This is a genomic window from Planococcus sp. MSAK28401, from assembly GCF_018283455.1.
In the GTDB taxonomy this organism is placed as follows: domain Bacteria; phylum Bacillota; class Bacilli; order Bacillales_A; family Planococcaceae; genus Planococcus; species Planococcus alpniumensis.
In genome coordinates, this window is record NZ_JAAMTH010000001.1 from 3,296,664 (window position 1) to 3,321,790 (window position 25,127).

The following is a 25,127-nucleotide window of genomic DNA, read 5'->3' on the forward strand; positions in this document are numbered from 1 at the left end:
CTTTCAATCTACTGCATCTTGAAACCCAATCCCCATACCGTTTGAATATAGGTTTCATTAGGAATGACTTTACTTATTTTTTTTCTTAAATTGCTGATATGGACATTGATGGCATTTTCTTCGCCATCGAAATTCTCATTCCATACGTTTTCATAAATAATATTTTTTGTGTATACTCTGCTAGGGTTTGTCATAAGCAGCCTTAGAATTAAAAATTCATAACGCGTGAGAAAAATTTGTTCATTTTTAATTTTCACTTCCAAGGTTGTACTGTTCAACGTTAAATCTTTAAAATACAAAACTTCTTCAGAGGCTGGTTTTCCTTTTTGGTATCTCCGCAGCACAGCTTCAATTCTTACAAGCATCTCTTTATTGTTAAAGGGTTTTGTTATATAGTCATCTGCCCCATGACGAATAAAATCGACTTTACTTTCAGTATCGACTTTTGCAGAAACACCAATAACCGGTGTATCCGCAGATTTTTTTATTTTTTCTAAAACAAGTTCTCCAGATAAGCCGGGAAGCATTAAGTCGAGCAAAATCAGATCAAAGCCCTGTTGCTTTAATAAGAGAACGGCTTCAGTTCCTGAATATGCAGTTGTGGTGCTGTAGCCATTTTGAATAAGTAACTTCCGTATCATATCGTTAATGAGCATATCGTCTTCTACAATTAAAATGTGTGTCATTCTTTCAACACCTATCTTTGCTATTTGTTTACGATTCGTTTTGGTCCATAAATAAAGAATATTCCCATTATACTTCAAAATAACTATACCATTATTTCCCTTAAAGGCTCGGTTAGTTATTGCTCTCGTATACTAAAAAGAACTGTTAGTAGAAGTACATTTTCATAAAAAAGAGAAGATGTGCTGTCCATAGCCTGAACCGCACCCCAAATGGTAGACACTTTAAAAAAAGTGACCCATTTGGGGATTTTTCTATTTTCTGACCCCGGTATACTAAATTTAGCTAACTTGGACGGGAGAAGATCAGATGAGTAAAATTACTTTCAATGAACACCAACAACGGGTCCTGGAGGCAAATCCGAATGTCGCTTCCGTATCCGATCGAGCGATTCAATATACGCCAGAATTCAAAATCCACGCGGTGAAAGAATACCAGACAGGCAAAGGCCCGGCCCAGATATTTAGTGAAAATGGATTTGATTTAACCGTTATTGGATCCAAAAAAGCGAGCTCATCCTTGAACCGGTGGCGGACGACGTTCAGGCTTTATGGAGAAGACGCTTTTTTCGAAGAGCGTCGTGGGAAGAACAGTACGGGCCGCCCTTCTGAGAAAGATCTTTCAGCTGAGAAAAAGCTGGAGAAAGCAGAAGCACGCATCAAATACTTAGAAGCCGAAAATGAGTTGCTAAAAAAGCTCGAGCAACTCGAGAGGCAGGCGAAGAAACGCAGCTGACCCCAGCGGAAAAATTTGAAGCCATCAATGCGGTGGTTCGGAAATTCCAACTGAAGAGGTTGGTAGAAACCCTTTGCCGTACAGCGGGAGTGAGCCGGAGTGGCTATTACGCTTGGCTAGAGAAAGTGGAACATCACGCTATTCGCGAAGAACAGGATTACCAGGATTACCTGTTGCTCAAAAGCATCTACGATGCGCATCGTGGGAAAATCGGGTATCGCACCTTTTACATGGTCCTCTCTGAACTCTTGGAAACGCCGATGAATCATAAGAAAATCTTACGCCTCATGCGCAAATTCAATCTCTTTGCCAAAATCCGGCGAGCGAATCCCTATAAGCAGATCGCCAAAGCCACACAGGAACACACCGTCTGCCCTAATCTGTTGGACCGTAAGTTTGAACAAGATGAACCCGGCAAGGTATTCGTCACCGATATCACGTATCTACCCAACCGTTCAGGGCAAATGGCGTATCTGTCCGCCGTAAAAGATGTCGCCACCCGTGAAATCGTCGCCTATGAAGTGACAACGACGCTTACGATGGAAATTGTGTATCGGACGTTACGAAAACTGAAGGAAGCATTGGATGGCAATGTTCATCCGGAAGCGATGATTCATTCCGATCAAGGCTTCCACTATACCCACCCTGAATACCAACAACGTGTGAAAGAGATGAAATTGACCCAATCAATGTCCCGCCGGGGCAACTGCCTCGACAACGTCCCCATCGAATCTTTTTTTGGCCACTTTAAAGATGATGTCGATGTGAAACAAGCAACCAGTCTGGATGAATTGAAAGAGCTGGTGGATGTATACATGGCGTATTACAACGGAACACGCAAGCAATGGAATCTAAAAAAGATGACTCCGGCACAATACCGGAGTCATCTAATCGCAGCCTAGCTGCAGGGTACCTTTCTTATAAACTGTCCACTAAATGGGACGCGGATCAGCCTCTCCTCCCCCTTTCTATTTATGCAGCTTCCGATAACATCGTGATATGTAAACTAAATGGCGAAAATACTAATCAAGAAAATTTATATACAATATCTGGGCTGTATCTTCTTCAAAATCAAGTTAGGTTAATTTTTTAAAAATCCTTACGAAGACCCCTCCTTTAAATTTATCTATCGTACACTTTCATCCAAATTTATATGAGTTACACAATCGTTTAATGTTTTCGCAACTACTCAAAACTTAGGGCTACTATTTCCTTATTTTTTCCTTTCTTTTTTCATCTGAATCTTTCGACCCCAAATTTAGCGAAGAATATAATTCCAAAAGGGACCCAAAAATAATTTCAATAAGTAGAAACATCAGTTACTACTGAAATCTAAATTGGTAGGCTGTGCCGGAAGATGTTCCTCTGAAAGCATGTTCGTTGTAGGGACTTTTTCCGTCACGACTTCAAAACGGAAGCCATCCGCCCATACTTTCCCCTTCCCGATCAGTAAAACACCGAAATGGATAGAACCACTATCTTCTGGTACATCTAAAACCAGTGAGTAATGGTTCCAGTCTGTCGTCCCTTGAATGGATCGATTATCCATATTATCGAACTGGACTGTGTCACCATTACCATTATCAATCCGAAGCCAAGCTCCGCATTTACTCGCATCTTCTGTTTTTAGGAAGCATGACAGCTTCAGTCGCTCCCCTTTATACTCATGAGCTCGGAATCCTTGCATCATTGTAGCGAATTGCTGTTCATTTGCATCTCCCTTTGCATATAGCAATCCTGAATGTGTTCCTGTGTGGCAGACAGTTGAATCTGTCGTCAGTCCATACATTTCTGGGTTAGATCCACTCAAACTCCACCCTTTAACCTGTTCACTAGTATTCATCTTTTTCTCCTCCTCCATCATTCTTACAATTTTCATCAGTTTTCGGTATTTTCCCGGCGGCACGGCGTACACTTCCTTAAAAGCTCTGGTAAATGCCTCCTGTGATTGAAAATGAAATAGAAAAGCAATCGTTAAGATCGTTTCATCGCTATGTAATAGAAGTATTGCAGCCATCGCCACTCGACGTAGACGGATGTATTCGCCAATCGACTTTCCCGTTTCTTCCTTAAAAATACGAAGTAAATGGAACTTTGAATAACCAATTACAGCCGGGAACACATCAAGTTGGATTTCTTCCGTCAAGTTTCCTTCGATATAAGAAATGGTTTTCTGTGTAACTTCACTGTACTGCATCCTGTTCACCTCAAAATCATCATATCGGAAATAATAGGTGGATTTTTGATTATTCTTGCTAAACTTATAGTCCGTCGGTTTAATTACATGTCTTTAATTTAATTTCAAACGACTTATTAATGTTCTGGAGGGTTTCTTCCTTATTTAACTAAGCATATCATTCAATGCCACGAAGCTGATTTTTTAATTCCAGTAAAACGTTACGATACACCCAAAAAAATAACCCTTCGTAAAAGTACACTTCATCAAATAAAAAAAGAAGAAGCTTGAGCTTCTTCAGACAAATTTATGATATGCGAGTGGATATAGCCCTTTCTATCTTGACTATTACTTAAAGAATTGACCAATTAGGCGAGGAATGAACAATAGTACATCCGACAAAGAAAACGCGATTTCAGCTTTCTCGACGTTATCAAGTGAAGGCTTGTTTGTATCGTTTTCCAACGGTCCTTGAGTAACCGTATCACCTTGAATTGGCTGGCTCCCATCTGTAAAACGGATACATAGCGATTTGCAGTTATGTAGATCCGGAGAATTCATCACCTGAAAGTGAATATGCGGCTCTGATGAATTACCGGAATTGCCGCATAATCCAATAATCTCTCCTTGTTGAACCGTTTCTCCTTCTTTGACCCGAATTGAATTTTGCTTAAAGTGCGCCACTAAACTGTATTCATTAACAGAATGTTTAATTACGATAAAGTTTCCCGCTGGCTCGGATTCATTCATATCGCCGGGCATGTTGTCCTTAATGCCGTCGACTACTTTAACGACTTGGCCATTAGCCGGCGCTGCAACCTCTTTGTTGAATGCATAATAGTTTTCGTTGCGCTTCCCATTTTCTCGAAATGTCCTTTCCTCCTTCATAACTACCAAATCATAAGCATACCGTTGGGATTCATATACATAGTGATAATTTAGAAACTCATTCTTGCCGCCCCAGAAAACGAACCACTCATCTGTAATCGGCATGATAAAACTGGTTTGTGTATAATTTCCATCACTTCGGGGATAGACCGTGTAAGGCTTCAAATAAATGCTGTGGATGATGTGGTCCTCGTCAAAAGAAACAAAAACTGTCTTTTTACCGCTGTTATCCAGCCAAATGCAATGCTTGAATTCAGCGATAGATGTTTTAGTAGTCATATGGTAATTATCTACACCTTGATTATAGGATTCCGCTAATTCACGGAAGTCTTCGAAGCTGATTAACTCCCTGAAATCACTTGAACATTGGTTGTAAATGATTTCAAAATCGCCGTGTAAAAATCGGTTACCAAATTCATTAGGCTCTATCACTTCATCTATTTGCAGCCTCATTAAAGTTTCCTCCTTATTCCAACTATTAGTATCAACATGATAGTTCAGGATATATAAGTATACGAGCAACGTTCGGCTAAAGTTTCTGTTTTGTCGTTTCTACTAAGTTTAGAATCCTGACTTTTAAAAATACTGACATTTAACAGTTGATCAGAGCTATCGAAATAACTCCTCTAATTTTCATTTGAATCTGTTCGTAAAAGTACACTACTACAATAAAAAAAGAGGAGAAATTTCAATTGAAGCTCCTTCTCTTGAGGTCTTGATATGTAAAATATACACTTCACAATTCAGTCTCTAAAACCTCATAGAATAATCTTTTGAATGTATCATTTGTTCTAGCAAGTTCAATTTCGCTCGGTCTTCTGATTAAGTCAATGAAATGAAGAATCTGAATGTAACTTACTTACACTTATGTTACATTCAAAAACCGTTTAGCATATTCGATATTTTATTACTTATATGTTATACTTGATGTATGGAAAAGTCGAAATGGACAGTCAATGCATATAAAAAAGACAATGGCGAAAAACCTGCTGCCGAGTTTCTAGATTCGCTTCCTGCAAAGGAAAAGGCAAAGGTGTTACGCACCATTCAATTACTGGGAGAGTTTGGTCCGATGCTGCGAATGCCACATCGAAGGCCAATCGATCAGGACATCTATGAACTTCGGACGATTTTAGGCAACAATATCTTTCGCGTGTTCCATTTCCATTACGAAAATGGCGAATTCATCTTGTTAAATGGTTTCCGAAAGAAAACTCAAAAAACACCGCAGAGTGAAATCGATCGTGCCAAACGCTATCGAGATGATTATTTACGACAAAAAGGGAGGGATTCGATATGAGTTTTTTGGAAAGCTACGTAGCAGAAAACTTAAAAGATCCGGAATTCGCCAAGGAGTGGGCGGACAGTGAACTGGAATACACACTCGCTCGTAACATCATTCGCCAACGAAATCGGCTAGGACTTACGCAAAGCGAAGTCGCTTTGCGTATGCACACCAAGCAAAACGTAGTATCTCGCATTGAAAATGGAAGTCAGAATGTGACCCTGAAAAGTTTGAAATCGCTAGCTGCAGCCCTTCAGACGGATGTTCCTTCCCTGATGCAAGAATATGACGAGAAGCAAGACGAGAAAAAAACCAGTTCTGATCTCGTGAAAAGTTAACAATAGTGCATGGAATAACCCCCGATTGGCCAGACGGCTGATCGGGGGTTATCTTTGATTTTGAATGTAACTTATTTGCTAATAAGTTACATTCATTTTAAGAATTAATTAATATTTAACAAAGGTAGTTACACCATGCTCGGTAATGAAATTTCGATGGCTCAGTTCCTCTACCCACTTCTTCGGGTTCAACTGATAAAATCCAGATGAATCCCGGTATGTATAAGTTCCTGTATTCACCTCGATTGGTTCCGGATTTGATTGCATCTTTTCCTTGTATCTGAGGAATGCATGCTGATTTGGCACATGATAAACCTCCAGTACATCTCCGATCTCCATATACTCTTCAATGTACTTTAGAAATAGCCGATTCCCTATCCCCTCCGCTTCGTAAATATATGGCAGAGAAAAAACGCCCTGAATTTCCTGCAGCCAACTGTCAACTGCTTCATGTACAGTAAAAAACATAAAATCTTCTTCTGTCGCAAATACTGTGCGCTGATTATATTCTTGAATCTCTGTTGGAATTTTGAATGGTTTTGAGGATGCTAGGAACGTAATTTCCGTCATTTTTCAACTCCCTTTGCTTAGAAGTTTTATAAGGTATTCAGTATTTTGAATGTAACTTAATTCATATTAAGTTACATTCGGTTTATCAGAATCGAGTGAAGTATGAATACTTGATATTGAACTTCCTCAACAAAATATCTTCTAGTTTAGTTAAATACTGGTCTACTGCTTTTAACAACACCTCAGAAACTATCGTGCTTTCGTGTTCAAATTCTTGCCAAATTGAAAAGAGCTGCCATTCATTTTCTCTTTTTCTAACAAAAGATAAAATAGGGCCTTCCCTTTCATCATGTTCCATCGTGAAGTAATAAAAATCATTTTCTCCTTCGGAATCTTTCACTCTCCACTCTTTTAAAGCAACACCCAGTTCAAGCAACGCTAAGGACGGTTCATGAAAGAAACACGAACGACCGATATGAATGGTTAATTCCCCTTGCACATCAATCAATAATTTTCCGTTTTTCTGTCGAATTAGCTTTTTATCCAAGTTCAATAACGGATCCAATTCAAAATCAATAGCCAGATTCTCCATGCAATCACTCCTTCAGTACGTTTCTACTGGAATTTTTCAGTGTGAATGTAACTTAACTGCACTTAAGTTACATTCACATCCTCAACTTTATTGTCTATTTTTCAACTAACTCCGCTGCCCATTCTTTGAACCAATCGGGTGGTAATTCCAATTTGGTGAGGTCCATTTTCATAAGCTGTTCATGTGAATAAAACTCGTACCAATATAAATCCCATTGTGCTTCAATATCCCGGGCAATACCAAAAGCTAATTGATCCTGGTCGTCTAAATCTTCTTCATCCCAAGCCATCGTTAAATTATCGCACCACATACAAAAATCAACTTGAGGAAATTTGTTTTCTTTCTTGCAAATCGTATCTAAAAGAGTCTTAAGATTTTCATATGAATAGGGAAGATTGATGCTGGTCTTATTCAAATTCCACTCCACAACAAAGTCCTCCTCTTTTAATACGGTTCATCAGCAGAAAATTTAATGATTTTCATTTTTTACTAATAATACCATGTTGGAAAGTTGAAAATTATAATCGAAGAAAATTTATCAGAAAATAACCGTTCGTAAAAGTACACTTTTACGAACACATAAGAAAATTAAAAGCTTTAATTAGACGCATGTGTAACGTTTTTTGAAATTAATTTTATAAATATGTTACAATGTAAGAAAGAGGTGAGCAACCATGGAACTCTACCAATATCTATTAGACGAATACGGATACGATGAACCCATTCTTACCGAGCAACTAAAAGAGGATCTCCAGCTGAATCCCAGTACACTCAGGCAGTATATCAAGCGCCTTTCTGACAAGGGGCTGCTTGCGAAAGTCCAGAATGGCATCTATTTCATTCCCAAAAAGAAACCGATGTTTGGCTCGGCTATGCTAGATACAGACCAGATTGTTCGAAAGAAATTCTTGGAGAACCGGGATCGTATCATCGGTTACAAGTCAGGCACCAATTTCGCCAATGCCTTGGGCCTGACTTCCCAAACAGCTGCGGTTGCGACTATCGTGACAAATAATGCTTCTGCTGCCAAGCGAGAAGTGAACATCTACAAAAAACGGTTTATCATTCGAAAACCGAGAGTGAACGTGAATAGATCCAACTATAAGCTTCTCCAAGTGCTCGATCTATTGAACAATTACGAGCAGTACAGCGAAAAACCGCTCGAAGCGGCGAAAGAGAAAGTCCTGACATATCTAGCGGACGTCTCAATGAATGAACGGGAAGTGAAGGGATATCTCAATGCATACCCGATAAAAACAAAACTGAGAGTATACGAATTGGGGTTATTTGATGCGATTGCACGAAGAGAACGAGCTGTTCAATGATTTGGTCCGGTCAGCAGCTGCAGCGTATGGACTGCAGAATTTCCAGATTGAAAAAGATTATTACGTATCCCTGCTTCTGAAGCAACTGGTCTACATCTTCCCTGGCGTTGTATTTAAGGGCGGAACGTCACTCTCGAAGTGCTACGATGTCATCAAGCGTTTTTCGGAGGACTTGGATCTGAGCGTTCCGCTTGGAGAGAGCAATAAGCTACCAAGAAGCGATAAAAGGAAATTGAAAATCGCGATTGAATCTGTAATTGAGGACCTCGGATTTATACTGTTAAATCCTGACGAAATCCGATCAGGTCGGGAATTCAATGAGTACGAAATTGCCTATCGTAAAGCATTTAAAGGCGACGACGAGATGTCCCCTCACATTCTTGTGGAAACGAATGTCGCCTATAAACCCTTTCCATTCGAACAGCTTGGGGTAAGCAATTACATCACGAAGTTCGTTATGGCTGCAGAAGGCGACGCAACGGAAAAAGAACGGTTTTTGGATGAATATGAGATGAGACCATTTGCGGTGAATGTGCAGACAATTGACCGGACGTTTCTTGATAAAATTTTTGCCATCTGCGATTATTACGAAAAAAAAGAAAGCACTCGCTATTCAAGGCACTTATACGATCTTCATATGATTTGGAGAAGTGGATTCGTCGATGCAGCAGGATTGAAACTGCTGATTTCTGAGGTGATCGAGATTCGAAGAGATGGTCGGGACACGGCTTCCTGTCAGCCTGGTTATGAATTAAAAAACACATTGAACGAAATCATTCGTACCGCTTTCTATAAGCAGGACTATAACCGCAATACGAAAACGTTCCTGGCAGAAGATGTGTCTTATGATGAAACCATCAATAGCCTGAAAAAAATTATCGATAGCGACTTTTTACCAACTGTCATCAAAATCTAAACGGGGCTGTCCCATAAGCCCCTAAAATAAAGCAGACGGAGAAAAAGAATTTCTTTTTCTCCGTCTGTTTTTCATTTATTGGTGAGGTCACTGAAAGTAGCCGGCGCATGCCGGCTACTTTCAGGAGGTTGTGGGCCAATGCCACAATCCCGAACTCTGTATGCACTTTCTCTAAGCCCCGGAGGAGAAATCGGCGGAACGACCGATTGCCCTTGATATGACCGAACACACTTTCTACGTCAATTTTGCGTTGGGCGTAGATTTGTGTCTTCGTTTCATCTTCAAGAGCTGCTTTGGCCTTCGCTTTCATTTCTTCATAAATGGGATTCCATTGGACTTGTCGGTTGCCTTTTGCTTTCGTGCAGAGGGCTTTTAACGGACAATCCGAACAGTCTTCGCATTCATAGATTTTTAAGTTTTGTTCGTAACCGGAGGCATTCTTTTTATTCAGGTATTTTTTAAATGCGACACGCCGACCATTCGGACAGATGAAACAATCTTCCTCCTCTAGGTATGTCCAATTTTTCGCGTGTTTGATATTCTTCTTGTAACTCGCTGATTTTTCCTTCAGATACATTCCATATGGAATGAGAAAGTCGAAATGCGGCTCTTTTTCATCGCCCAACGCATACAGGTAATTCTCTTCACTGCCATAGCCTGCATCGGCAATGACCGTCTTCGGCATGGGCAGGCTGGAAGCCGCTAGTTTCTCCAGATGCGGAAGAAAACAGCGCGTGTCCGTTGGTCGCTGATGTATCGAATAATAAAGAATGAACTGATTTTCTGTGGCCATTTGTACATTATAAGCTGCTTTCAATTGACCATTTTTCATGTGATCATCTTTCATTCGCATAAAGGTCGCATCCGGGTCTGTTTTCGAAAAGCTGTTTCGATCACCGAAGATCTCGTGGTACTGACTATATTTCTCCAGACGCGGAAGGAAATCTTCGCGAATCGCTTTGACCGGCTTTTTCCACTCACTGCGCTTGGACCGGAGTTGCTTTCGTTTTTCGGTATCGTCTTCCAGATCAAGGGCTTCCGTGAATGCGTCAATCTGTTCTTCCATGGCTTCCGCCATTTCTTCCAGCTGTTCAGGCGTTGCTTCTTCTACCTGTTCGTTGAGTGGAATCGCTTCAGCTGCGGCCAGTTCATGGATATGCTGAATCGTTTCGGCAATCTTTACCTTCAACTTGCCTTCGAAATTCTGTGTCGCTTTTTTCCAGACGAATGAATACTTATTGGCATCAGCTTCAATTTTGGTGCCATCCAAAAAATAATGCTCCATAGTGATGTAGTTCTGTTCGATCAGCTGGTGAATCATCTGTTCAAAAAGGGAGTCCATCATCGCTTTTAAGTGGTCCGAACGGAACCGGTTAATCGTTCGGTGATCTGGTTGTTGGCCAGCTGCGAGCCACATGGACGGAATGTGTTCAGTAAGTGTTTCTTCAATACCTCGAGAAGAATAGATTTTCTTCGAATAAGCGTAAAGGATAACTTTGGTCATCATCTTTGGATGGAAAGAGCTTCTTCCGCCGCCTTTATAGTGCGCGAAAAACAGCTCATCATCAATCAATTCCACCATTTCGTCGATGACCCGGGCGACATGGTTGGCTGGCACAAGATCTTGTATATCAAAGATGGCAAAGCCTTGTTGGTTGTTATAGGGAATGAACGTAGGACTCGCTTTTTTGGATAGCGGAACGCCAGTTCCTTCTCCCAGAGCGAGTGGAAATGCGGCTTGTTCAGTGTTATAATTTGAGGAAGTAATCTTCGGATTGCACATAAAAATCGTCCTTTCTCTAATGGTGGTGTGGTAACTCCCATTTTACAGAAATGGACGATTTTTTTGTATCCTTTTTTCTTTTTAAACCGGCTGATGGGAATGGAGACGGCGACTCCAGCGGGAACAGCGCGAGCCGAAGACCCTGGACTGAGCGAAGCGAGGGAAGAGGCTAAGGCCGTGCCCGCGGAAAGCGTCCGTCGAAATGGACATCAGCCTTTTCTTTAGAAGACGAAAATGGACTGCCCCTAAAAGTCACTTTTCATGACCTTTTGGGACAGCCCCGTTTATTGTCGAAAACCATGAAAGCTAAAATCTTTAAACAACTATCGAAAAGAGCGTAGTTCCTCCTCCTTCTTCTTGAGCTTCAGTGAGTCATCCGATTTCATTAGTAAGCGATTCTGCTTCCTATAAGCGATCTTATGTTACATTAGAACTCTTGAAATGCCTCTTCTCTCTTTATGTTCATGGAGCTTCAGTATTGTAATCTCTTAATTTTTCGCAGCTTTTTATTTTATGATTCTTCTTCAAGTAAATTTTCAAATATTAAATCTAAATCTGGTAACTCTTCTATTAGCTCCCTTTCCAACATCCAATCTGCAACGTTCTTCCAGTCTTCCTTACTTTGGCTGCCAAACCCTTCATCCGCTTTCATTCTTGGTAGCAAGATCGCCATACTTTCGTCTTCAACCTCTTTTGCTAAAGGGAAGTTAGCCTCATCTTGATTCTTCAGCAATAATTCCACTGCTTCCGTCGGATGTTCAGCCATCCATTCATACCCTTTCGATGCCGCTTTCCAAAAAGCGCGGATCTCTTCTTCTTTCCCTTCCCAGTTTTCATCGTTCGTCACGAGCACTAACTCATAATAAGGAGGAACACCATACTTCTCTGGATTCAATGTTTTTGTTTCAACTCCTTTACTGGCAAGTAAAGGTACCTCATGGTTTATATATGCACCTACAACTGCATCCACTTTTTCGCTCACCAAGGAAGATCCAAGCTCGAAACCAACATCAATCATTTCCACTTTTTCCGGATTCCCTCCATCCTCGCTTACCATTGTTTTAATCAACGCTTCATTAAGAGGGATTCCAGGGTAGCCTACCTTCATCCCTTCTAAATCTGCAGGGCTCTCCATTTCACTATTCTCCAACATCACCACGTGATTTAAAGGCGATCGAACGATGGCTGCTACTGATTTAATGTTTATGCCTTGATTTGCTCTCGCTGTGATTACGTCGGGCTGATAGGTGATTCCCAATGTCATCTGCCCAGATGCCACCATGTTAATCGGATCTGTTGGATTAGTTGGGAAATGAAGATTTACATCCAATCCCTGCTCTTCAAAGAAGCCTTTTTCCTCGGCTACATATAGGTAACTATGGACTGCGTTTGGATACCAGTCGAGCATCAGATCTATTTGTGCATTTTCTTCCTTTGCTTCCCCGCTTTCACTCCCGCATCCGCTCAGAATTATGCTAATTCCGAAAAGCGCACCTATAAATATACTGTTCAATCGTTTGTTCCTGTATATCATGTTGAGACCGTCAATAATTATGTGTAAATAAGTAAATCCTTTTCTTGTATGTATATCGATTAGGTTTGCTTGAACATCTCAGTCAGCTCTGCACGAGCTTGATCGAATCCGATATGGCAACGGGTGGAGAAGTTCTGGTTATAGATTTCGAACTGGGAAACCAGGAAGCGATCCAAGGAATCTTCGTTCGGAAATTGCTCCTTGCGCTTGCTGTATTTCTTTACGTTCTTGTTGAACGATTCGATCAGGTTCGTTGAATAGATGCTTCGCCAAATGGATTTTGGGAAGCTGTAGAAAGTGAAAATATAGGGATTCGCTTCCAACGATTTCGCCACTTTGGGATAGGCCGTTTTCCATTTGTCGACAAAGGCTTTCAACGCTTTTTCACCCAGTTCTTGGTTCTCTGCCCGGTAGACCGATTTGAAATCATCCAGAATCTCCTTGCGATCGGTAACGCGAACTTTGTGGCGGATCCCACGCGACAAGTGGACGCAGCACGCCTGATATTGAGCATCGGGAAAGACCGCGAAGATGCGATCAGTGATGCCTTTTAAGCCGTCGGAGATAAACAAAAGCACCTCTTCGACACCGCGCTCTTTCAAGTCCAACAGGACTTCTTCCCAAACAAATGCGGATTCCGTAGGTGCCACTGTATAGGCCAAGACTTCTTTTGAGCCGTCCTCTCGGATGCCAATCGTAATATAGACGGCTTCCTTCGAGACCGTGTCGCGCTTGAGGGCAATGTAAGTTGCATCCAGATAGACACACGCGTAACGCTGTTCTAACGGACGAGATTTAAACGCCTCGACCTGTTCGCTCATGACTTTCGTCATATTGGAAATGGTTTGTGGCGTGTAATGATGGCCGTACATTTTCTCGATCAGGTCCGAAATCTCGGACATGGTCACGCCTTTTTGAAACATGTGAATAACGAAGGCTTCCAGCGTATCGTTTGAGCGCTTGTACGGAGCGACCGTCTGTTGGTTGAATTCGCCGTTCCGGTCCCGTGGCATCGAAAGCTCTAAATCCCCATACTCCGTATGGAGTGTCCGCGTGTAGACACCATTGCGTGAGTTGCCGGAATTAAACCCGATGCGGTCGTATTTTTCGTAATCCAGGAACGCTGTTAGTTCCGTTTGAAGAAGTGTATTCACCGCCGTCTCCAAATGTTTGCGAAAAACTTCGGAGATGTCTTCTTTTTTTACTAGAGCTTGCATAATATCTGTTGTAAACTGAGTCATAGGGAAGGCCTCTTTTCTGTGAATTGGTTGTGGTGACTTAATTCTACAAGAAAAGGTCTTCCTTTTTCTATTTATTCATTTACACAAGATATTTTACGCTCTCATCATGTTTCATTCCCCCATTTTAATAGCCATTTTTCTAATACAACAACTAATACAAATAACAATATCCCTGTTAACGAGAGCAATACAATCGGGGCGAATACACCTGCGCCGTCAAACTGCGTCATCATTCTTCGACTGAAATAACCGAGCCCTTGCTGGGCGCCAAGCCACTCTCCTATTGCGGCTCCAATGACGCTAAGGGTTACTGCCACTCTTAACCCCGAAAAAAAAGAAGGCAGCGCAGATGGTATCGACAGCTTTAGAAAAATCTCTTTTTTCGTTGCGCCCATAGTCAACATTAATTCCCGAAGTTCTTTGCTTGCAGAGTTTAAACCATCAAATGTATTGACGGTGATGGGGAAAAAAGTTATTAATACCGTAACTGCCACTTTACTCCACATCGTATAGCCAAACCATAAAACAAAAATAGGGGCTAGAGCGATGATTGGAATTGTCTGAGATGCGATTAGCAAGGGATAAAAAGCGCGTTCAGCCGTTTTATTCCAAAACATCCAAGAAGCCAGTCCTACACCGAGCAATACTGAAAGAATAAGCCCCACTACAATAATTGAAACTGTCGCCGGCATATGCACGAGAAGCAGTGTTTCCCTTAGCTCCCAAAGCCGCACACCCACTTGTATAGGCGAAGGAAGAACAAAGGCGCGGTCTATGGTTTTTGCAATAAATTCCCAAGTCAATAGAAATAATAGAAAGACGCCCATAGACAGTAAGTAATATTGTTCAATGAACCGTTTCATAACATTTTAGCCCGCTCACTTGATTCTTTTATCAAAAATTTCACCTTCCTTGCGAAATTGCTGAATCAACTCCCTTTTGGCTGAAAGAAGAGATGAATCGTTCATGACATCCTCCATCGTTCTAGGTCTGCTAAGGGAGATCTGCACTTCTTTCAATTTTGTCATCGGCGGAAGGGTAGTAACAAAAATACGGTCTGACATAAGCAATGCTTCATCCAGATCGTGCGTAATCAAAATGATAGTCTTCTTCAATAATTTCCATTGTTCCAATAACCATTCTTGCATGGCTAATCTGGAAATCGCATCAAGTGCACTGAAGGGTTCATCAAGCAGCAAAATATCTGCTCCAGTTAAGTAGGCCCGCATAAAGGAGACCCTTTGCTTCATTCCGCCCGAAAGCATACTCGGAAATAACGTTTCTGTTCCGTCTAATCCAAATGAAACAAAAAGAGGTGCAGCTTTTTTATAAGCCTCTTTCTTATGAATCCCCTTTAGTTCTAGCGGCAGAATGACATTATCAATAATGGTGCGCCAAGGTATTAGAAGGTCTTTTTGCGGCACATAACCTATGTTTCCATCGCGTAATTTAATGGCCTGACCCCTGAGGAGCAAATCCCCCTTAGTTGGTTCTTCCAACCCCAACAGCAATCTGAATAATGTCGTTTTCCCTGACCCACTTGGACCGACCACACTTATAAACTCTTGGTTTTGAATCGAAAAAGACAAATCTTTAAAAATTTCTTCTTTCCCATAATGAAAATTTAAGTTATTGACTTCCAACAACGCCTTACTCACTTACAGGCCACATCGTTTTGTGATAAGCCATATCCCAAAATAAATATTCAAACCTCGTAGTAGTCAAAAAGATTTCTTCAAGCTTTACTAGTTCATTTTCTGGTTTGCCGGCCGTCAATTCGTCCAGCAAATCGATGCACCACTGCGCTGTTTGGCCAAACTCCTCTGAACTATACATTCGGATCCACTCACCATATAGTGGGTGATCGGCTGCACCTGGAATGGCCGCAAGCTCTCTGCCGATTTCACGGTAACTCCATGTACATGGAAGCAATGCTGCTACCAATTCACTTACACTGCCGCTCTGTCCCACGTGAAGCATATAATGGGTATAAGCAAGTGTCACAGGGGAGGGGGATGCTTCCTCCAGTTCCTTTGCGCTAATCCCAAAACGTTCCGCATACTGGCGGTGCAATGCCATCTCTTCGTTCATAGTGGCATCCAGTAACTTGGCAAATTGTCCCATTGTTTTAACATCCTGTGACTTGGTGGCACCAATCGCAAACAACTTTGCATACTCGATTAAGTAAAGATAATCTTGAACCATGAAGAACCGAAACTTTTCTTTATCAAGAGACCCCTTCCCCATTTCGACTACAAAAGGGTGATTATGGTTGTTTCTCCAAATGGGTTGAAGGGTTGTATGTAATTTTTCGCTAAATTTCACGTTGATCGCTCCTCACTCTGCCTGCTTTTTCGTATGGCACCAAGTAAAAATAAAATACGCCATAACTTTAGAGAAATTCACCAATTCTTGTATCTCAATGGACTCGTGAACGCTATGGGCTTCTATCAACTGCCCCGGTCCATATACGACTGTCGGGATGCCTGCTTCCGCAAGCCACCCGCCATCGGTAACAGTCGCGGACACACCAATAACAGCCTTTTCTGAAAATAAATGTTGGTGTGAAGCTGCTAAAGTCTTTACGCCTGTATGTTCCGGATTCACTTCAAAAGCTGGAAAGACCTCGCCTCTATCTTCTATCATTGAATGCCCACCCCATATAAAAGTGGGTGGATGTTCTTTTAGCCAAGAATCCGCTTTTGCAGCATTTAAAAGATGTTCTTCAATTTCTTTGCTTACAGTTTCATAGGACTCATTCGGATAAAAATGTACGGTGATCCAGAGCCGGCACTCGTCCGCGATAAAAGCGGCATGCCTTCCTCCTTCAATCACAGCCGGATTAATCGTATTTGTTCCTGGAGGATAACCCGGATAGCTTTTTGAAACCGCCCAATGACGCTCTAACTTCTGCAGACTTTCAATGATAATCATCATTTTTTCAATAGCGCTTGCTCCTTGCGAAAGACCGCCACCTGCGTGAATCATCTGCCTGCGCATGGCATCATGATAAACTTTCGGATCTTTAATGACCACCCAACCGGTGATCACCCCGCCCTGCCCTTGGATCTGCAGATCACTTGTATCAACTACAACCGCAAAATCCGCCTGGTAGCCCCTTTCGCAACACTGCAGGGTGCCAGCTTCACCAACCTCTTCTCCTATAACTGATTGAAAAATAAGGTCGCCCGGCAATTCGATGCCTTGTTCATGAAAAAGTTTAAGGACAAATAACGCAGCAGCCATCCCTCCCTTCATATCGGCAACACCTCGGCCTATAATTCGATCGTTTACAACTTCCGCCGTGAAGGGATCCGTTTTCCATACTTCTTCCGGCCTCACTTCGGCCACATCAATATGTCCATTGATGATCAAGCTTTGAAAAGACTTTCTTTCAGTCCCTTTTTTCACACCAACGATGTTTGGATCTCCCGGATACACATCCCATCGATCTGTTGCAAATGCTTGGCTTACTAAATACTGTTCAATCCACCCTTGTGCTTCAGCTGTGTTGCGAGCAGGCGGTGCCGGAGTTTGAAAAGAGATAAGTTGTTTAGTAAGATCAATCAATTCATCTTTTTTTAACTCGATTTCTTTGATTACTTGAAGCAACTGATTGTTTTGCAAGAAGTTTAATTCTCCTTTCGATATGATTTCCTCCACAAAAAAACACTTCTTTCCCATAGGAAAGAAGTGTAAATGACTATAAAAGGTTAAGCCTCATGTGGAGACAAAATTCTTCTGCCATCTCTTCCCTCCGCTAGTATTAACTAGATCAGGTGAATAAGGGTCAAGACGAATGTCTTTCTCAGCTTTAAACAGCTCCCCTAGAGCAATTGTGCAATGAAGTTTTATTGTTACTTTAGTTCTATCATAAGGATTAAATAATTACAACCGGTCACTTCACTCTACTGTCATTATTTATATGAGACAAGAAACTGTAACAATAAATCGAACCGAATCCGCTGCGCTTTCATTTTATAAAAGCTATCACTTTAAACTCGATGTATTGTAGTTTGTTTTTTCTTTTGCACATTTTGTATTTTATAATTGACTTATATACACAAAAGCACTTTCTAATTTAAAGTTCCATTTCGAACTTTCATTATTATTTCTCCTTAAATATATTGGCTAAAAGTGAAGATTGCTGACTAATTTTAAAAATAAAGGCGCTCGTAAAAGGAGATGGAAGCGTTTGAGCTTCGGTACCCCTCAAAAAGAGTAGCATCTGCTACTCTTTCTTTGTTGTATTCAACTACTTTGGAACGGATCAATTACAAATTTGATCTGTCGCAGCTGTACAGCCGACACTGCCTATCAAAGCACAGACAGCCGCTAAGCCTAAACCGCCAATCCCGGTAGTGATTCCCAGAGCACCCGCTGCAGCATAACACAACACGCCTCCACCGGTACCGCACAGAGCCCCAACTGCATATTCACAAAAAGAAGCATAAGCTCCAAATTCGTCTGCGTTCTTTCCAGCCTGCTGAATCTTATGTTCTGCAGAAGCGACAAAATCATCGTGGCTAAGCATCAAACCCTTTTCGTCAAAAATCGTCCCTGCTGTATCGACGGTAATGTCGTAAATTTCGGTTTGATTCCCGTCCAAGTTATAGAAGGCATTGATGCGTATTTTTCCTTGGTCTATATTTTCTGCATAGACCGCTTGATTCGTCAGTATATCCCCATTTTTTACATCATATGTGAATTGAACGTATGCGAGGTTATCACTTGTTTTCGCAAGTCCTCCAAACACGAATTCAATATATGCAATATCGCCTTTGGAACCATCTACTGTGTTGATAATTATGTCACCTTTTGAAATTGAGTTAATTTTGGTGTTCTCTTTGTATGCCTGATACTCTTCTGTATTTTTTAACGCATTTCTGATTTGATTAAACTCATTTTGCTCGACATTCGATGTTCCTTTTTCAAACATTGAAGTTTCAGCATTGACAGCACCTACGGAACTAAATGCAGAAGAGACAATGAGAATAGCTGCTATTGCTAGCATCAGAACTTTTTCAAAAGGTTTGATTGACATAATGAATATTCCTCTTAGTTTTTTCTTTTTTTTGAAATGAGCATGAAAGAAACAACCAAGGCATAAATAAACAGAAACAGTACAACCCCTAATTCAATCCCTGAATCAAACATCGTCCTCCCTCCTTTTTCTTCCGTCATTCCTTTGATTTCCAATTAGAGATTATATAAACAATTAAAATCAATAAATACCCAAATTTAATAGATAATTTACATAAAATTTACTTTTTCATTATTATTTCAATTTCTTAAGTTTGAGCTCTAGTTCTTTTAAAGTATTCATCTCTTTATAAAAAGAACCTGTCTAAATGGATTATTAATATCCTGGCTTCAAAAAGTTAGAGTAGTTCAGTCCAATCAGACGAAAATATTTTTAAAAAAACATTAGCTTAAATATCGGTGATATAAACTTTTAGCTTTGTCGATGCTCTTTGTGCCGTGGATTAAAACACGGCCGTCATTAAAAACAACTAGACGACAGTCGCTCGTTGTAAAAGAGAGCAAATAGGGATTACGAAAGACTTCCCTTCCAAGCTTCGATAAAACTGTGCTCAGCTTTCCTAAATCTCTATCCACTGGATGAGGAGGCCGGATTTGAACGGTGTCTCTTCCGCATAAAACAGCAGTTTTTAACTGGGACGAGTAAGAAAGATAAGGGTATGTCCGATTTTTTCCACAAGAAGGACAATCCTTGTCCCATAACTTCCCCACATCAATAGATGAGTAATGGTTTTTCCAGAGGTCGAATGAGATAAGCTTTTTCCTTAACTGAGTTGAATCTTCCACTAAAATTTTCAGTGCCTCTGCTATCTGGATTGAAAGAACCATTTGAACAGCGGGACTGATGATGCCAACAGTATCACAGGTCAATCCTTCCATGGGCACAGCCTCAAGCAGACAATTTAAACATGGTGTGCTATCTGGAACAATTGTATAAGAGAGTCCATAACTGCCTACACAGGCACTATAAATCCAAGGAATTCGTTCTTTTTGAGAGATGTCATTTATGATCATTCTGATATCGAAATTATCACTCGCATCTAAAATCAAATCGACCCCATTTACCAGCGTTGTCATTTCTTTCACTGAAACATCCATGGTATGACTAATAATCTCTACATCAGAATTGACCAGCATTAAACGGCTCTTAGCTGCTACCGCTTTTGGAATTCGTTGTTCTGCATCCTTTTCCGTATATAGCTGTTGTCGCTGAAGATTGCTCCATTCCACATAATCCCGGTCAACGATGGTGAGTTTTCCTATCCCTGCTCTAACCAGCATTTCTGCACTGCCGGCACCTAATGCTCCTGCACCGACAATTAAAACATGCTTCTTCTTTAATTTCTTTTGTCCCGCTATCCCAATCGGTTCGAAAAGTTCCTGTCGTGAGTATCTTTCGTTCACTTGTGGCTCATCTCTTCCACCGGACTACTCGGCGTAGCATATCGCCTTATCGGTATACGTCCAGCCTCATACCCGAGTCTTCCTGCTTGGATTGAAAGCTTCATTGCAAGAGCCATTTTTATGGGATCTTTCGCCCCGGATACTGCCGTGTTCAATAAGACTCCTGCTGCCCCCAATTCCATTGCAATGGCCGCATCAGAAGGTGTTCCAATCCCTGCATCGACAATGACAGGAACAGTTGTCTGTTCAATAATATATGATAAGTTTAAACGGTTGATGATTCCCTGACCCGAGCCAATGGGAGAGGCGCCAGGCATAATAGCATGACAACCTAATTCTTCAAGCCGTCTTGCGAGCAACACATCATCCGATGTATATGGTAAAACGGTAAATCCTTCTTTTAACAGTTCTTCAGATGCTTTCAGTGTTTCAATAGGATCGGGCAGCAAAGTTTTTTCACAGCCGATAACTTCCACTTTTATCATGTCACAAAGACCCGATGCTCGAGCTAATTTCGCAATTCGGACTGCTTCCTCAGCACTCTTTGCTCCCGCTGTGTTGGGCAGTAACGAGTATTTTGCCAAATCCAACTTTTCAAGGAGGTTGGGTTGGCTGGCTTCAAAAATATTCATTCTCCGAACGGAAAAAGTTAAAATCTCAGTACCCGAAACATCAATCGCTGCTTTTTGGGTATCAAAGTCAGGATACTTTCCCGTTCCCAGCAATAATCGGGAAGAATACTCAAAATTATTTATTCTCAACATGTTATCCGCCTCCTACAAAATGAACTAATTCGATTTTATCTCCTTGAGAAAGAAGAGTTTCATTATGTTTTGCTTTCTCCAGTATTTCATTGTTTCTTTCAACAATTATAACTTTCTGATTCAATTCAAAATACTGCAACAGATCCACTATAGTTGTTGTTCCATTTGGTACGTCCACTTGGGTTCCATTTACTGTTAACTTCATTTACTCCACCTCTTGACGTTTCTATTTAAGATTTTTCGATTTACATGAAATGGGGTTATATCAATGGAAGGGCGGGTTCCCACAATTAGCTCGGCCATCACCTTCCCAGTAATTGGAGATAGTAAAATCCCATTCCTGAAATGCCCAGTCGCGATGTACAGTCCTTGATAAGCTGGGTGTTCACCTAAATAAGGCAGCCCATCAGCAGTCTGTGGCCGAATCCCAGCCCACGCCCTTTCCCATTCGGCTGTAACTATAGAAGGGACGAGACTTTCAGCCTTCTTAACCAATGAGGAAAGCCCTTCTAAAGTGACTTGTTGGTTAAAGGTATAAGGTATGACTGTTGCTCCTACGACAATTCGTCCACCTTCTTTCGGGACAAGATAACAGCCTTCTGAAAAAACAGGTCCGGCCAATAGGGGTGTTTCCGACTTTACAGAAAAGCATTCTCCCTTTACCGGATAAGCTTCCAGGGACAACCCTGTAGCCTTCAATAATTTTTCGCTCCAAGCTCCTCCAGTCACCACCACTTTGTTGCTGAAAAAATCCCCCTCACTAGTGGCTACACCTGTCACTTTTCCTTCAGAGAAATAAAAAGAAGAAACTTCTACATGTTCTTTCAATACCGAGCCGAGTTCAGATGCAGATTTGATAAATCCCCATGTTAATCGAGATGCTGCTACTTGCCCGTCTCGTTCAAGATACATACCTCCCATGATTTCCTTTGTTAATGAAGGCTCTCTATTCCTTGTTTCCTCGACTGTGAGCAGTTGCGCGCCCTCCCCGTTCTTCTCATAGATTCGGGCATCCCTTACTTGGTTGGTTTGTTGCGTTTCAGTTAAAGCAACTTTTAAAATGCCCTGATTTTTTAATTCAATATCAATTCCACTGAGCATCTTCAATTCTTCAGCAATTCCACTAAACATCGCCCTGCTCTTCTTTGCCAACTGAAAAAGCGGACCTACACCATCAAATTCCACTTGTGCACCCAACATCCCAGCCGCAGCTCCAGACGCTTTACTCGCAAAACGATCTTTTTCCAAAAGCAAAACCTTTAATCCTTCTTTTGCCAAGTTATATGCGATGGCGCCACCATTCACTCCGCCACCCACTACAATGGCATCATATGTTTTGTTCACTAACCTTCCTCCAAACTGTTACGAATATCCTCATTCCTTTGTCAAAGACGTCCGATACGACTGTACGGTCTTTAAAGGATCTGCGTCTTCCAACACCCCCGACATCACAGCAATCCCCTTCGCTCCAGCTTTAACTACTTCGGGCGTAAGGTCCGGAGTAATTCCACCAATGGCAATCACTGGTATATCGACTGACTCAACTATGATTCTCAGGTGTTCAATTCCTCTAGGGGATAGACCTGGCTTCGATTGTGTCGGATAGATATGGCCAAAAAATAAGAAATCAGCTCCATTTTTTTCTGCTAGTCGTGCTTCCTCAGCGGAGTGGATAGAACACCCCGCTTTTACATGCGGAAACGTTTTTTTTACAAGTTCGACTGGCAATGAGTTTGAAGCCAGTTGAATGGAATTGATATTTGCAGCCATTGCCACATCGATACGGTCATTCATAACTATTTTTGAACGTGGTACTTTTTTATCGATCAATAGTTGGATCAATTGGTATATATCTTTAGCACTTCTCGCTTTTTCCCGCAGATGGATAAAATCTATATAAGGATGAATTTGACTAAGAATGTCTGCTAGTTCCTCGGCCCTTTGATTGCCCGTAGAGATTAGATGCAGTTCCCCTGTTTTCATCTTTGCCTCCTTTATAGGTGCCTTGAAATTCAACGCCTGATAACAACGCTACTAAATAAAAAGAACCACCCCGACGTCGGAGTGGTTTTATAGTATCCCTAATAGAAACAGCATACAGTAACCACTTCCCTACGCTAGTCTCAACTAGATCAGGTTCAAAGGGTCCGGATTGTATCCGTCTCAGTCTAATGGACTCCCCTAGTGCTTTAATTATTCAGTTTTTTAGTATATCTACAAACAGCCTAACACCTCTAGAAATATTTATCTAGTCATTATAAGAACTATGATACCATATAAGTTAACATTTATTGAAATAAGGTTAACACAATTGAGGGAGGATAAAATGACAGAATCTAATTTCAAATTGAGAATGATGATTATTACAGCTTTATTTGCAGCAATCATCGGAATACTGGCACAGGTGACAATCCCACTGCCTTTAGTCCCGATCACAGGACAAACACTTGCAATCGGTTTGGCTGCAACAATTTTAGGGGCCAAATGCGGAACTTTATCTGTTGTAGTTTATTTGGGGTTGGGTGCAATTGGCATCCCTGTTTTTGCTCAAATGTCAGGTGGGCTCGGTAGCTTATTCGGACCGACCGGCGGATATCTAGTCGGTTTTATTCCGACCGCTTTCAGTATTGGTTATTATCTCGAAAAAACGAGCTTTACGTTTATCAATGCCATAATTGCCAATGTCATCGGTATGTTTATGGTATTGACTGTGGGAACTGCCTGGTTGAAGATTTTCGCCAATCTTTCGTGGACCGGAGCATTAATGGGTGGATTTGTCCCTTTCATTTTAGTCGGTCTTATTAAAGCTGGGCTTGCCGCTTGGATTGCAATCTCAGTAAGAAATCGTTTGAAATCCGCTGGTCTTTTATATTTAGAAGACAAAAAAGCACTTTAGGTTAGCTATTGTAATCCTTAATAAGAATACAACATACATAAAAAGAGAAAGAAGAAGGGTTTTGTTCCGACTCTTCTTTCCCTTTCTGTTTATGCTACTACTGATAAGTGATGAAATGTAAATCAAAAATATTTATAAATAGAAGACTGGCTATTTTTTGAAAGCAACTTAATTTGTCATTAGGTTACTTCGAATCAAAAGAAAACAACAACTTGCTAAAATGAAGTATCATCAAGGAATTGCGAGAATTTGCTAACGAATGAATGCCAATTCTCTCTCAGCGAGGGCATCCTTTAACCATTGAGGGTGCATTCTCAGTAAGTCTTTCGGTAAGTTTTGTGGTTCAAAAAACTTTATTTCTAGTGACTCGGAAGAATTACAACGCAGGTCGCCGCCAGTGATTTCAGCAAGAAAACAAGTTGTGATAAAATGTACTACTCGGCCATTTGGATAAGCAAATACCTGCGAGTCAGGATCAGAGTACACCCCAATTAGCTTTATAATTTTTACATCTAAATTAGTTTCCTCCTTCACCTCTCTGATAGCTGCTTCAGAAACTGTTTCGCCTATTTCTATATGTCCTGAAGGAATACCCCATAACTTTACATCTGACCTTTTCTGCAACAAAACCTGTTTTTCCTCGTTTAAGATAATAACTGCAACGCCAGCTGTTAAATCATCAATTCTTCTCATCCTTTCAACCTCCTTAAAATAATAAAAAGGCCCGAAGAGAAAGAATTCAACGCATACCAAATACGTTGAACCTTTCCCCTCGGACCTTTTATGTCAATAGGTGCCTTTTACATATAGCAAAAGATGCAGCCCTCGGTCACTGACCTATCTACTTTAGATAGCGGAACCCTAGCTGCAATTTTCCAGTTCAGTTTTAGTATACAGCTTAGACTTTGAAGATAAAAGATATTATTTTCCTAAATATTCTTAATTTTAAGGGTTTCACTTCCCAAGTTCAGTGGGAGTGATCGAAATCGATCTTCGAGAGAAGCACTCCTTTT

Annotated in this window: 26 protein-coding genes and 2 riboswitches; of the genes, 6 read left to right on the top strand and 20 right to left on the bottom strand. The window is 41.1% G+C overall.

All coding sequences use genetic code 11. The features are described 5' to 3' along the window. Positions 1–8: 8 nt before the first annotated feature. The gene (locus G3255_RS16690; protein WP_211655501.1) at positions 9–686 is read right to left on the bottom strand and encodes a response regulator transcription factor; all 678 of its coding nucleotides are present in this window, start codon (positions 684–686) and stop codon (positions 9–11) included. Between the two features lie 307 nt (positions 687–993). Here G3255_RS16690 and G3255_RS16695 point away from each other — a divergent pair. Then, positions 994–2,321 (top strand): IS3 family transposase gene (locus tag G3255_RS16695; protein WP_211655502.1). Its coding sequence is split into 2 segments (ribosomal slippage): positions 994–1,372 and positions 1,372–2,321, totalling 1,329 coding nucleotides; the frame shifts between segments, so codons are not numbered across the junction. A 413-nt stretch (positions 2,322–2,734) separates the two neighbouring features. Here the strand turns inward: G3255_RS16695 and G3255_RS16700 are convergent. Beyond that, a complete protein-coding gene (locus G3255_RS16700; RefSeq protein WP_211655503.1) occupies positions 2,735–3,616 on the bottom strand; it encodes a helix-turn-helix domain-containing protein in 882 nt (293 codons plus the stop codon). A gap of 327 nt (positions 3,617–3,943) precedes the next feature. After that, positions 3,944–4,936, bottom strand: a complete 993-nt coding sequence (locus G3255_RS16705; RefSeq protein ID WP_211655504.1) for a M23 family metallopeptidase — start codon at positions 4,934–4,936, stop codon at positions 3,944–3,946. A 478-nt stretch (positions 4,937–5,414) separates the two neighbouring features. Between G3255_RS16705 and G3255_RS16710 the strand changes: the two genes are divergently transcribed. Continuing rightward, positions 5,415–5,783, top strand: a complete 369-nt coding sequence (locus tag G3255_RS16710; RefSeq protein ID WP_211655505.1) for a type II toxin-antitoxin system RelE/ParE family toxin — start codon at positions 5,415–5,417, stop codon at positions 5,781–5,783. Beyond that, complete coding sequence (locus G3255_RS16715; RefSeq protein ID WP_211655506.1) at positions 5,780–6,106, top strand: helix-turn-helix domain-containing protein; 327 nt, start codon at positions 5,780–5,782, stop codon at positions 6,104–6,106. Before G3255_RS16710 ends, G3255_RS16715 begins: the two co-directional genes overlap by 4 nt. 108 nt (positions 6,107–6,214) lie before the next feature. On the opposite strand, the gene G3255_RS16720 is transcribed toward G3255_RS16715, so the two are convergent. The 3 genes from G3255_RS16720 to G3255_RS16730 all read right to left on the bottom strand — a co-directional run bounded on the left by G3255_RS16720 (position 6,215) and on the right by G3255_RS16730 (position 7,635). Further along, positions 6,215–6,676 (bottom strand): hypothetical protein, encoded by a 462-nt coding sequence (locus G3255_RS16720; RefSeq protein WP_144841660.1) that lies wholly within the window; start codon positions 6,674–6,676, stop codon positions 6,215–6,217. 85 nt (positions 6,677–6,761) lie between these two features. Further along, entirely contained in the window at positions 6,762–7,208 is a 447-nt protein-coding gene (locus G3255_RS16725) for a DUF7878 domain-containing protein (protein ID WP_211655507.1), read from the bottom strand. A 94-nt stretch (positions 7,209–7,302) separates the two neighbouring features. Further along, positions 7,303–7,635 (bottom strand): hypothetical protein, encoded by a 333-nt coding sequence (locus G3255_RS16730; protein ID WP_211655508.1) that lies wholly within the window; start codon positions 7,633–7,635, stop codon positions 7,303–7,305. Between the two features lie 247 nt (positions 7,636–7,882). On the opposite strand from G3255_RS16730, the gene G3255_RS16735 reads away from it, so the two are divergent. Continuing rightward, positions 7,883–8,533, top strand: a complete 651-nt coding sequence (locus G3255_RS16735) for a DUF6088 family protein (RefSeq protein WP_211655509.1) — start codon at positions 7,883–7,885, stop codon at positions 8,531–8,533. Continuing rightward, entirely contained in the window at positions 8,499–9,449 is a 951-nt protein-coding gene (locus G3255_RS16740; protein WP_211655510.1) for a nucleotidyl transferase AbiEii/AbiGii toxin family protein, read from the top strand. Before G3255_RS16735 ends, G3255_RS16740 begins: the two co-directional genes overlap by 35 nt. Here the strand turns inward: G3255_RS16740 and G3255_RS16745 are convergent. From G3255_RS16745 to tenI, 13 genes are all read right to left on the bottom strand, one after another. After that, positions 9,439–11,232: an IS1182 family transposase gene (locus G3255_RS16745; RefSeq protein ID WP_249222154.1), complete on the bottom strand. Its 1,794-nt coding sequence runs from the start codon at positions 11,230–11,232 to the stop codon at positions 9,439–9,441. The two genes, G3255_RS16740 and G3255_RS16745, sit on opposite strands and share 11 nt — an antisense overlap. 511 nt (positions 11,233–11,743) lie before the next feature. Then, the gene (locus tag G3255_RS16750) at positions 11,744–12,766 is read right to left on the bottom strand and encodes an ABC transporter substrate-binding protein (RefSeq protein WP_211655511.1); all 1,023 of its coding nucleotides are present in this window, start codon (positions 12,764–12,766) and stop codon (positions 11,744–11,746) included. 59 nt (positions 12,767–12,825) lie between these two features. After that, positions 12,826–14,007: an IS256 family transposase gene (locus G3255_RS16755; RefSeq protein ID WP_211652904.1), complete on the bottom strand. Its 1,182-nt coding sequence runs from the start codon at positions 14,005–14,007 to the stop codon at positions 12,826–12,828. Positions 14,008–14,111: 104 nt separating this feature from the next. After that, the gene (locus G3255_RS16760) at positions 14,112–14,870 is read right to left on the bottom strand and encodes an ABC transporter permease (protein WP_211655512.1); all 759 of its coding nucleotides are present in this window, start codon (positions 14,868–14,870) and stop codon (positions 14,112–14,114) included. A 15-nt stretch (positions 14,871–14,885) separates the two neighbouring features. After that, the gene (locus tag G3255_RS16765) at positions 14,886–15,665 is read right to left on the bottom strand and encodes an ABC transporter ATP-binding protein (protein ID WP_211655513.1); all 780 of its coding nucleotides are present in this window, start codon (positions 15,663–15,665) and stop codon (positions 14,886–14,888) included. Next, complete coding sequence (tenA, locus tag G3255_RS16770) at positions 15,658–16,332, bottom strand: thiaminase II (protein WP_211655514.1); 675 nt, start codon at positions 16,330–16,332, stop codon at positions 15,658–15,660. Before tenA ends, G3255_RS16765 begins: the two co-directional genes overlap by 8 nt. A gap of 12 nt (positions 16,333–16,344) precedes the next feature. Then, positions 16,345–17,670 (bottom strand): acetylornithine deacetylase, encoded by a 1,326-nt coding sequence (locus G3255_RS16775; protein WP_349291456.1) that lies wholly within the window; start codon positions 17,668–17,670, stop codon positions 16,345–16,347. A gap of 72 nt (positions 17,671–17,742) precedes the next feature. After that, a riboswitch (TPP riboswitch) is annotated at positions 17,743–17,846 on the bottom strand. 431 nt (positions 17,847–18,277) lie between these two features. Continuing rightward, positions 18,278–19,051, bottom strand: a complete 774-nt coding sequence (locus G3255_RS16780) for a halocin C8 precursor-like protein (RefSeq protein WP_211655516.1) — start codon at positions 19,049–19,051, stop codon at positions 18,278–18,280. Between the two features lie 383 nt (positions 19,052–19,434). Next, positions 19,435–20,454, bottom strand: a complete 1,020-nt coding sequence (locus G3255_RS16785) for a MoeB/ThiF family adenylyltransferase (protein ID WP_211655517.1) — start codon at positions 20,452–20,454, stop codon at positions 19,435–19,437. Beyond that, a complete protein-coding gene (locus G3255_RS16790; protein WP_211655518.1) occupies positions 20,451–21,218 on the bottom strand; it encodes a thiazole synthase in 768 nt (255 codons plus the stop codon). Before G3255_RS16790 ends, G3255_RS16785 begins: the two co-directional genes overlap by 4 nt. A 1-nt stretch (position 21,219) precedes the next feature. Beyond that, positions 21,220–21,423: a sulfur carrier protein ThiS gene (thiS, locus tag G3255_RS16795; protein ID WP_144838628.1), complete on the bottom strand. Its 204-nt coding sequence runs from the start codon at positions 21,421–21,423 to the stop codon at positions 21,220–21,222. Continuing rightward, the gene (gene thiO, locus G3255_RS16800) at positions 21,420–22,562 is read right to left on the bottom strand and encodes a glycine oxidase ThiO (protein ID WP_211655519.1); all 1,143 of its coding nucleotides are present in this window, start codon (positions 22,560–22,562) and stop codon (positions 21,420–21,422) included. The genes thiS and thiO overlap by 4 nt, the downstream gene beginning before the upstream one ends. A 30-nt stretch (positions 22,563–22,592) precedes the next feature. Beyond that, positions 22,593–23,201, bottom strand: coding sequence for a thiazole tautomerase TenI (tenI, locus tag G3255_RS16805; protein ID WP_211655520.1), 609 nt, complete (start codon positions 23,199–23,201; stop codon positions 22,593–22,595). A gap of 109 nt (positions 23,202–23,310) precedes the next feature. After that, positions 23,311–23,411: riboswitch (TPP riboswitch) on the bottom strand. Positions 23,412–23,544: 133 nt separating this feature from the next. On the opposite strand from tenI, the gene G3255_RS16810 reads away from it, so the two are divergent. Beyond that, a complete protein-coding gene (locus G3255_RS16810; protein WP_211655521.1) occupies positions 23,545–24,114 on the top strand; it encodes a biotin transporter BioY in 570 nt (189 codons plus the stop codon). A gap of 252 nt (positions 24,115–24,366) precedes the next feature. On the opposite strand, the gene G3255_RS16815 is transcribed toward G3255_RS16810, so the two are convergent. Continuing rightward, positions 24,367–24,807 (bottom strand): NUDIX domain-containing protein, encoded by a 441-nt coding sequence (locus G3255_RS16815; RefSeq protein ID WP_144838640.1) that lies wholly within the window; start codon positions 24,805–24,807, stop codon positions 24,367–24,369. Positions 24,808–25,127 lie beyond the last annotated feature (320 nt).

Coding starts and splice junctions, on each gene's coding strand:
- G3255_RS16690 (WP_211655501.1), bottom strand. CDS start 686: ATGACACACATTTTAATTGTAGAAGACGATATGCTCATTAACGATATG.
- G3255_RS16700 (WP_211655503.1), bottom strand. CDS start 3,616: ATGCAGTACAGTGAAGTTACACAGAAAACCATTTCTTATATCGAAGGA.
- G3255_RS16705 (WP_211655504.1), bottom strand. CDS start 4,936: ATGAGGCTGCAAATAGATGAAGTGATAGAGCCTAATGAATTTGGTAAC.
- G3255_RS16710 (WP_211655505.1), top strand. CDS start 5,415: ATGGAAAAGTCGAAATGGACAGTCAATGCATATAAAAAAGACAATGGC.
- G3255_RS16715 (WP_211655506.1), top strand. CDS start 5,780: ATGAGTTTTTTGGAAAGCTACGTAGCAGAAAACTTAAAAGATCCGGAA.
- G3255_RS16720 (WP_144841660.1), bottom strand. CDS start 6,676: ATGACGGAAATTACGTTCCTAGCATCCTCAAAACCATTCAAAATTCCA.
- G3255_RS16725 (WP_211655507.1), bottom strand. CDS start 7,208: ATGGAGAATCTGGCTATTGATTTTGAATTGGATCCGTTATTGAACTTG.
- G3255_RS16735 (WP_211655509.1), top strand. CDS start 7,883: ATGGAACTCTACCAATATCTATTAGACGAATACGGATACGATGAACCC.
- G3255_RS16740 (WP_211655510.1), top strand. CDS start 8,499: ATGCGATTGCACGAAGAGAACGAGCTGTTCAATGATTTGGTCCGGTCA.
- G3255_RS16745 (WP_249222154.1), bottom strand. CDS start 11,232: ATGTGCAATCCGAAGATTACTTCCTCAAATTATAACACTGAACAAGCC.
- G3255_RS16750 (WP_211655511.1), bottom strand. CDS start 12,766: ATGATATACAGGAACAAACGATTGAACAGTATATTTATAGGTGCGCTT.
- G3255_RS16755 (WP_211652904.1), bottom strand. CDS start 14,007: ATGACTCAGTTTACAACAGATATTATGCAAGCTCTAGTAAAAAAAGAA.
- G3255_RS16760 (WP_211655512.1), bottom strand. CDS start 14,870: ATGAAACGGTTCATTGAACAATATTACTTACTGTCTATGGGCGTCTTT.
- G3255_RS16780 (WP_211655516.1), bottom strand. CDS start 19,051: ATGTCAATCAAACCTTTTGAAAAAGTTCTGATGCTAGCAATAGCAGCT.
- G3255_RS16790 (WP_211655518.1), bottom strand. CDS start 21,218: ATGTTGAGAATAAATAATTTTGAGTATTCTTCCCGATTATTGCTGGGA.
- thiS (WP_144838628.1), bottom strand. CDS start 21,423: ATGAAGTTAACAGTAAATGGAACCCAAGTGGACGTACCAAATGGAACA.
- tenI (WP_211655520.1), bottom strand. CDS start 23,201: ATGAAAACAGGGGAACTGCATCTAATCTCTACGGGCAATCAAAGGGCC.
- G3255_RS16810 (WP_211655521.1), top strand. CDS start 23,545: ATGACAGAATCTAATTTCAAATTGAGAATGATGATTATTACAGCTTTA.
- G3255_RS16815 (WP_144838640.1), bottom strand. CDS start 24,807: ATGAGAAGAATTGATGATTTAACAGCTGGCGTTGCAGTTATTATCTTA.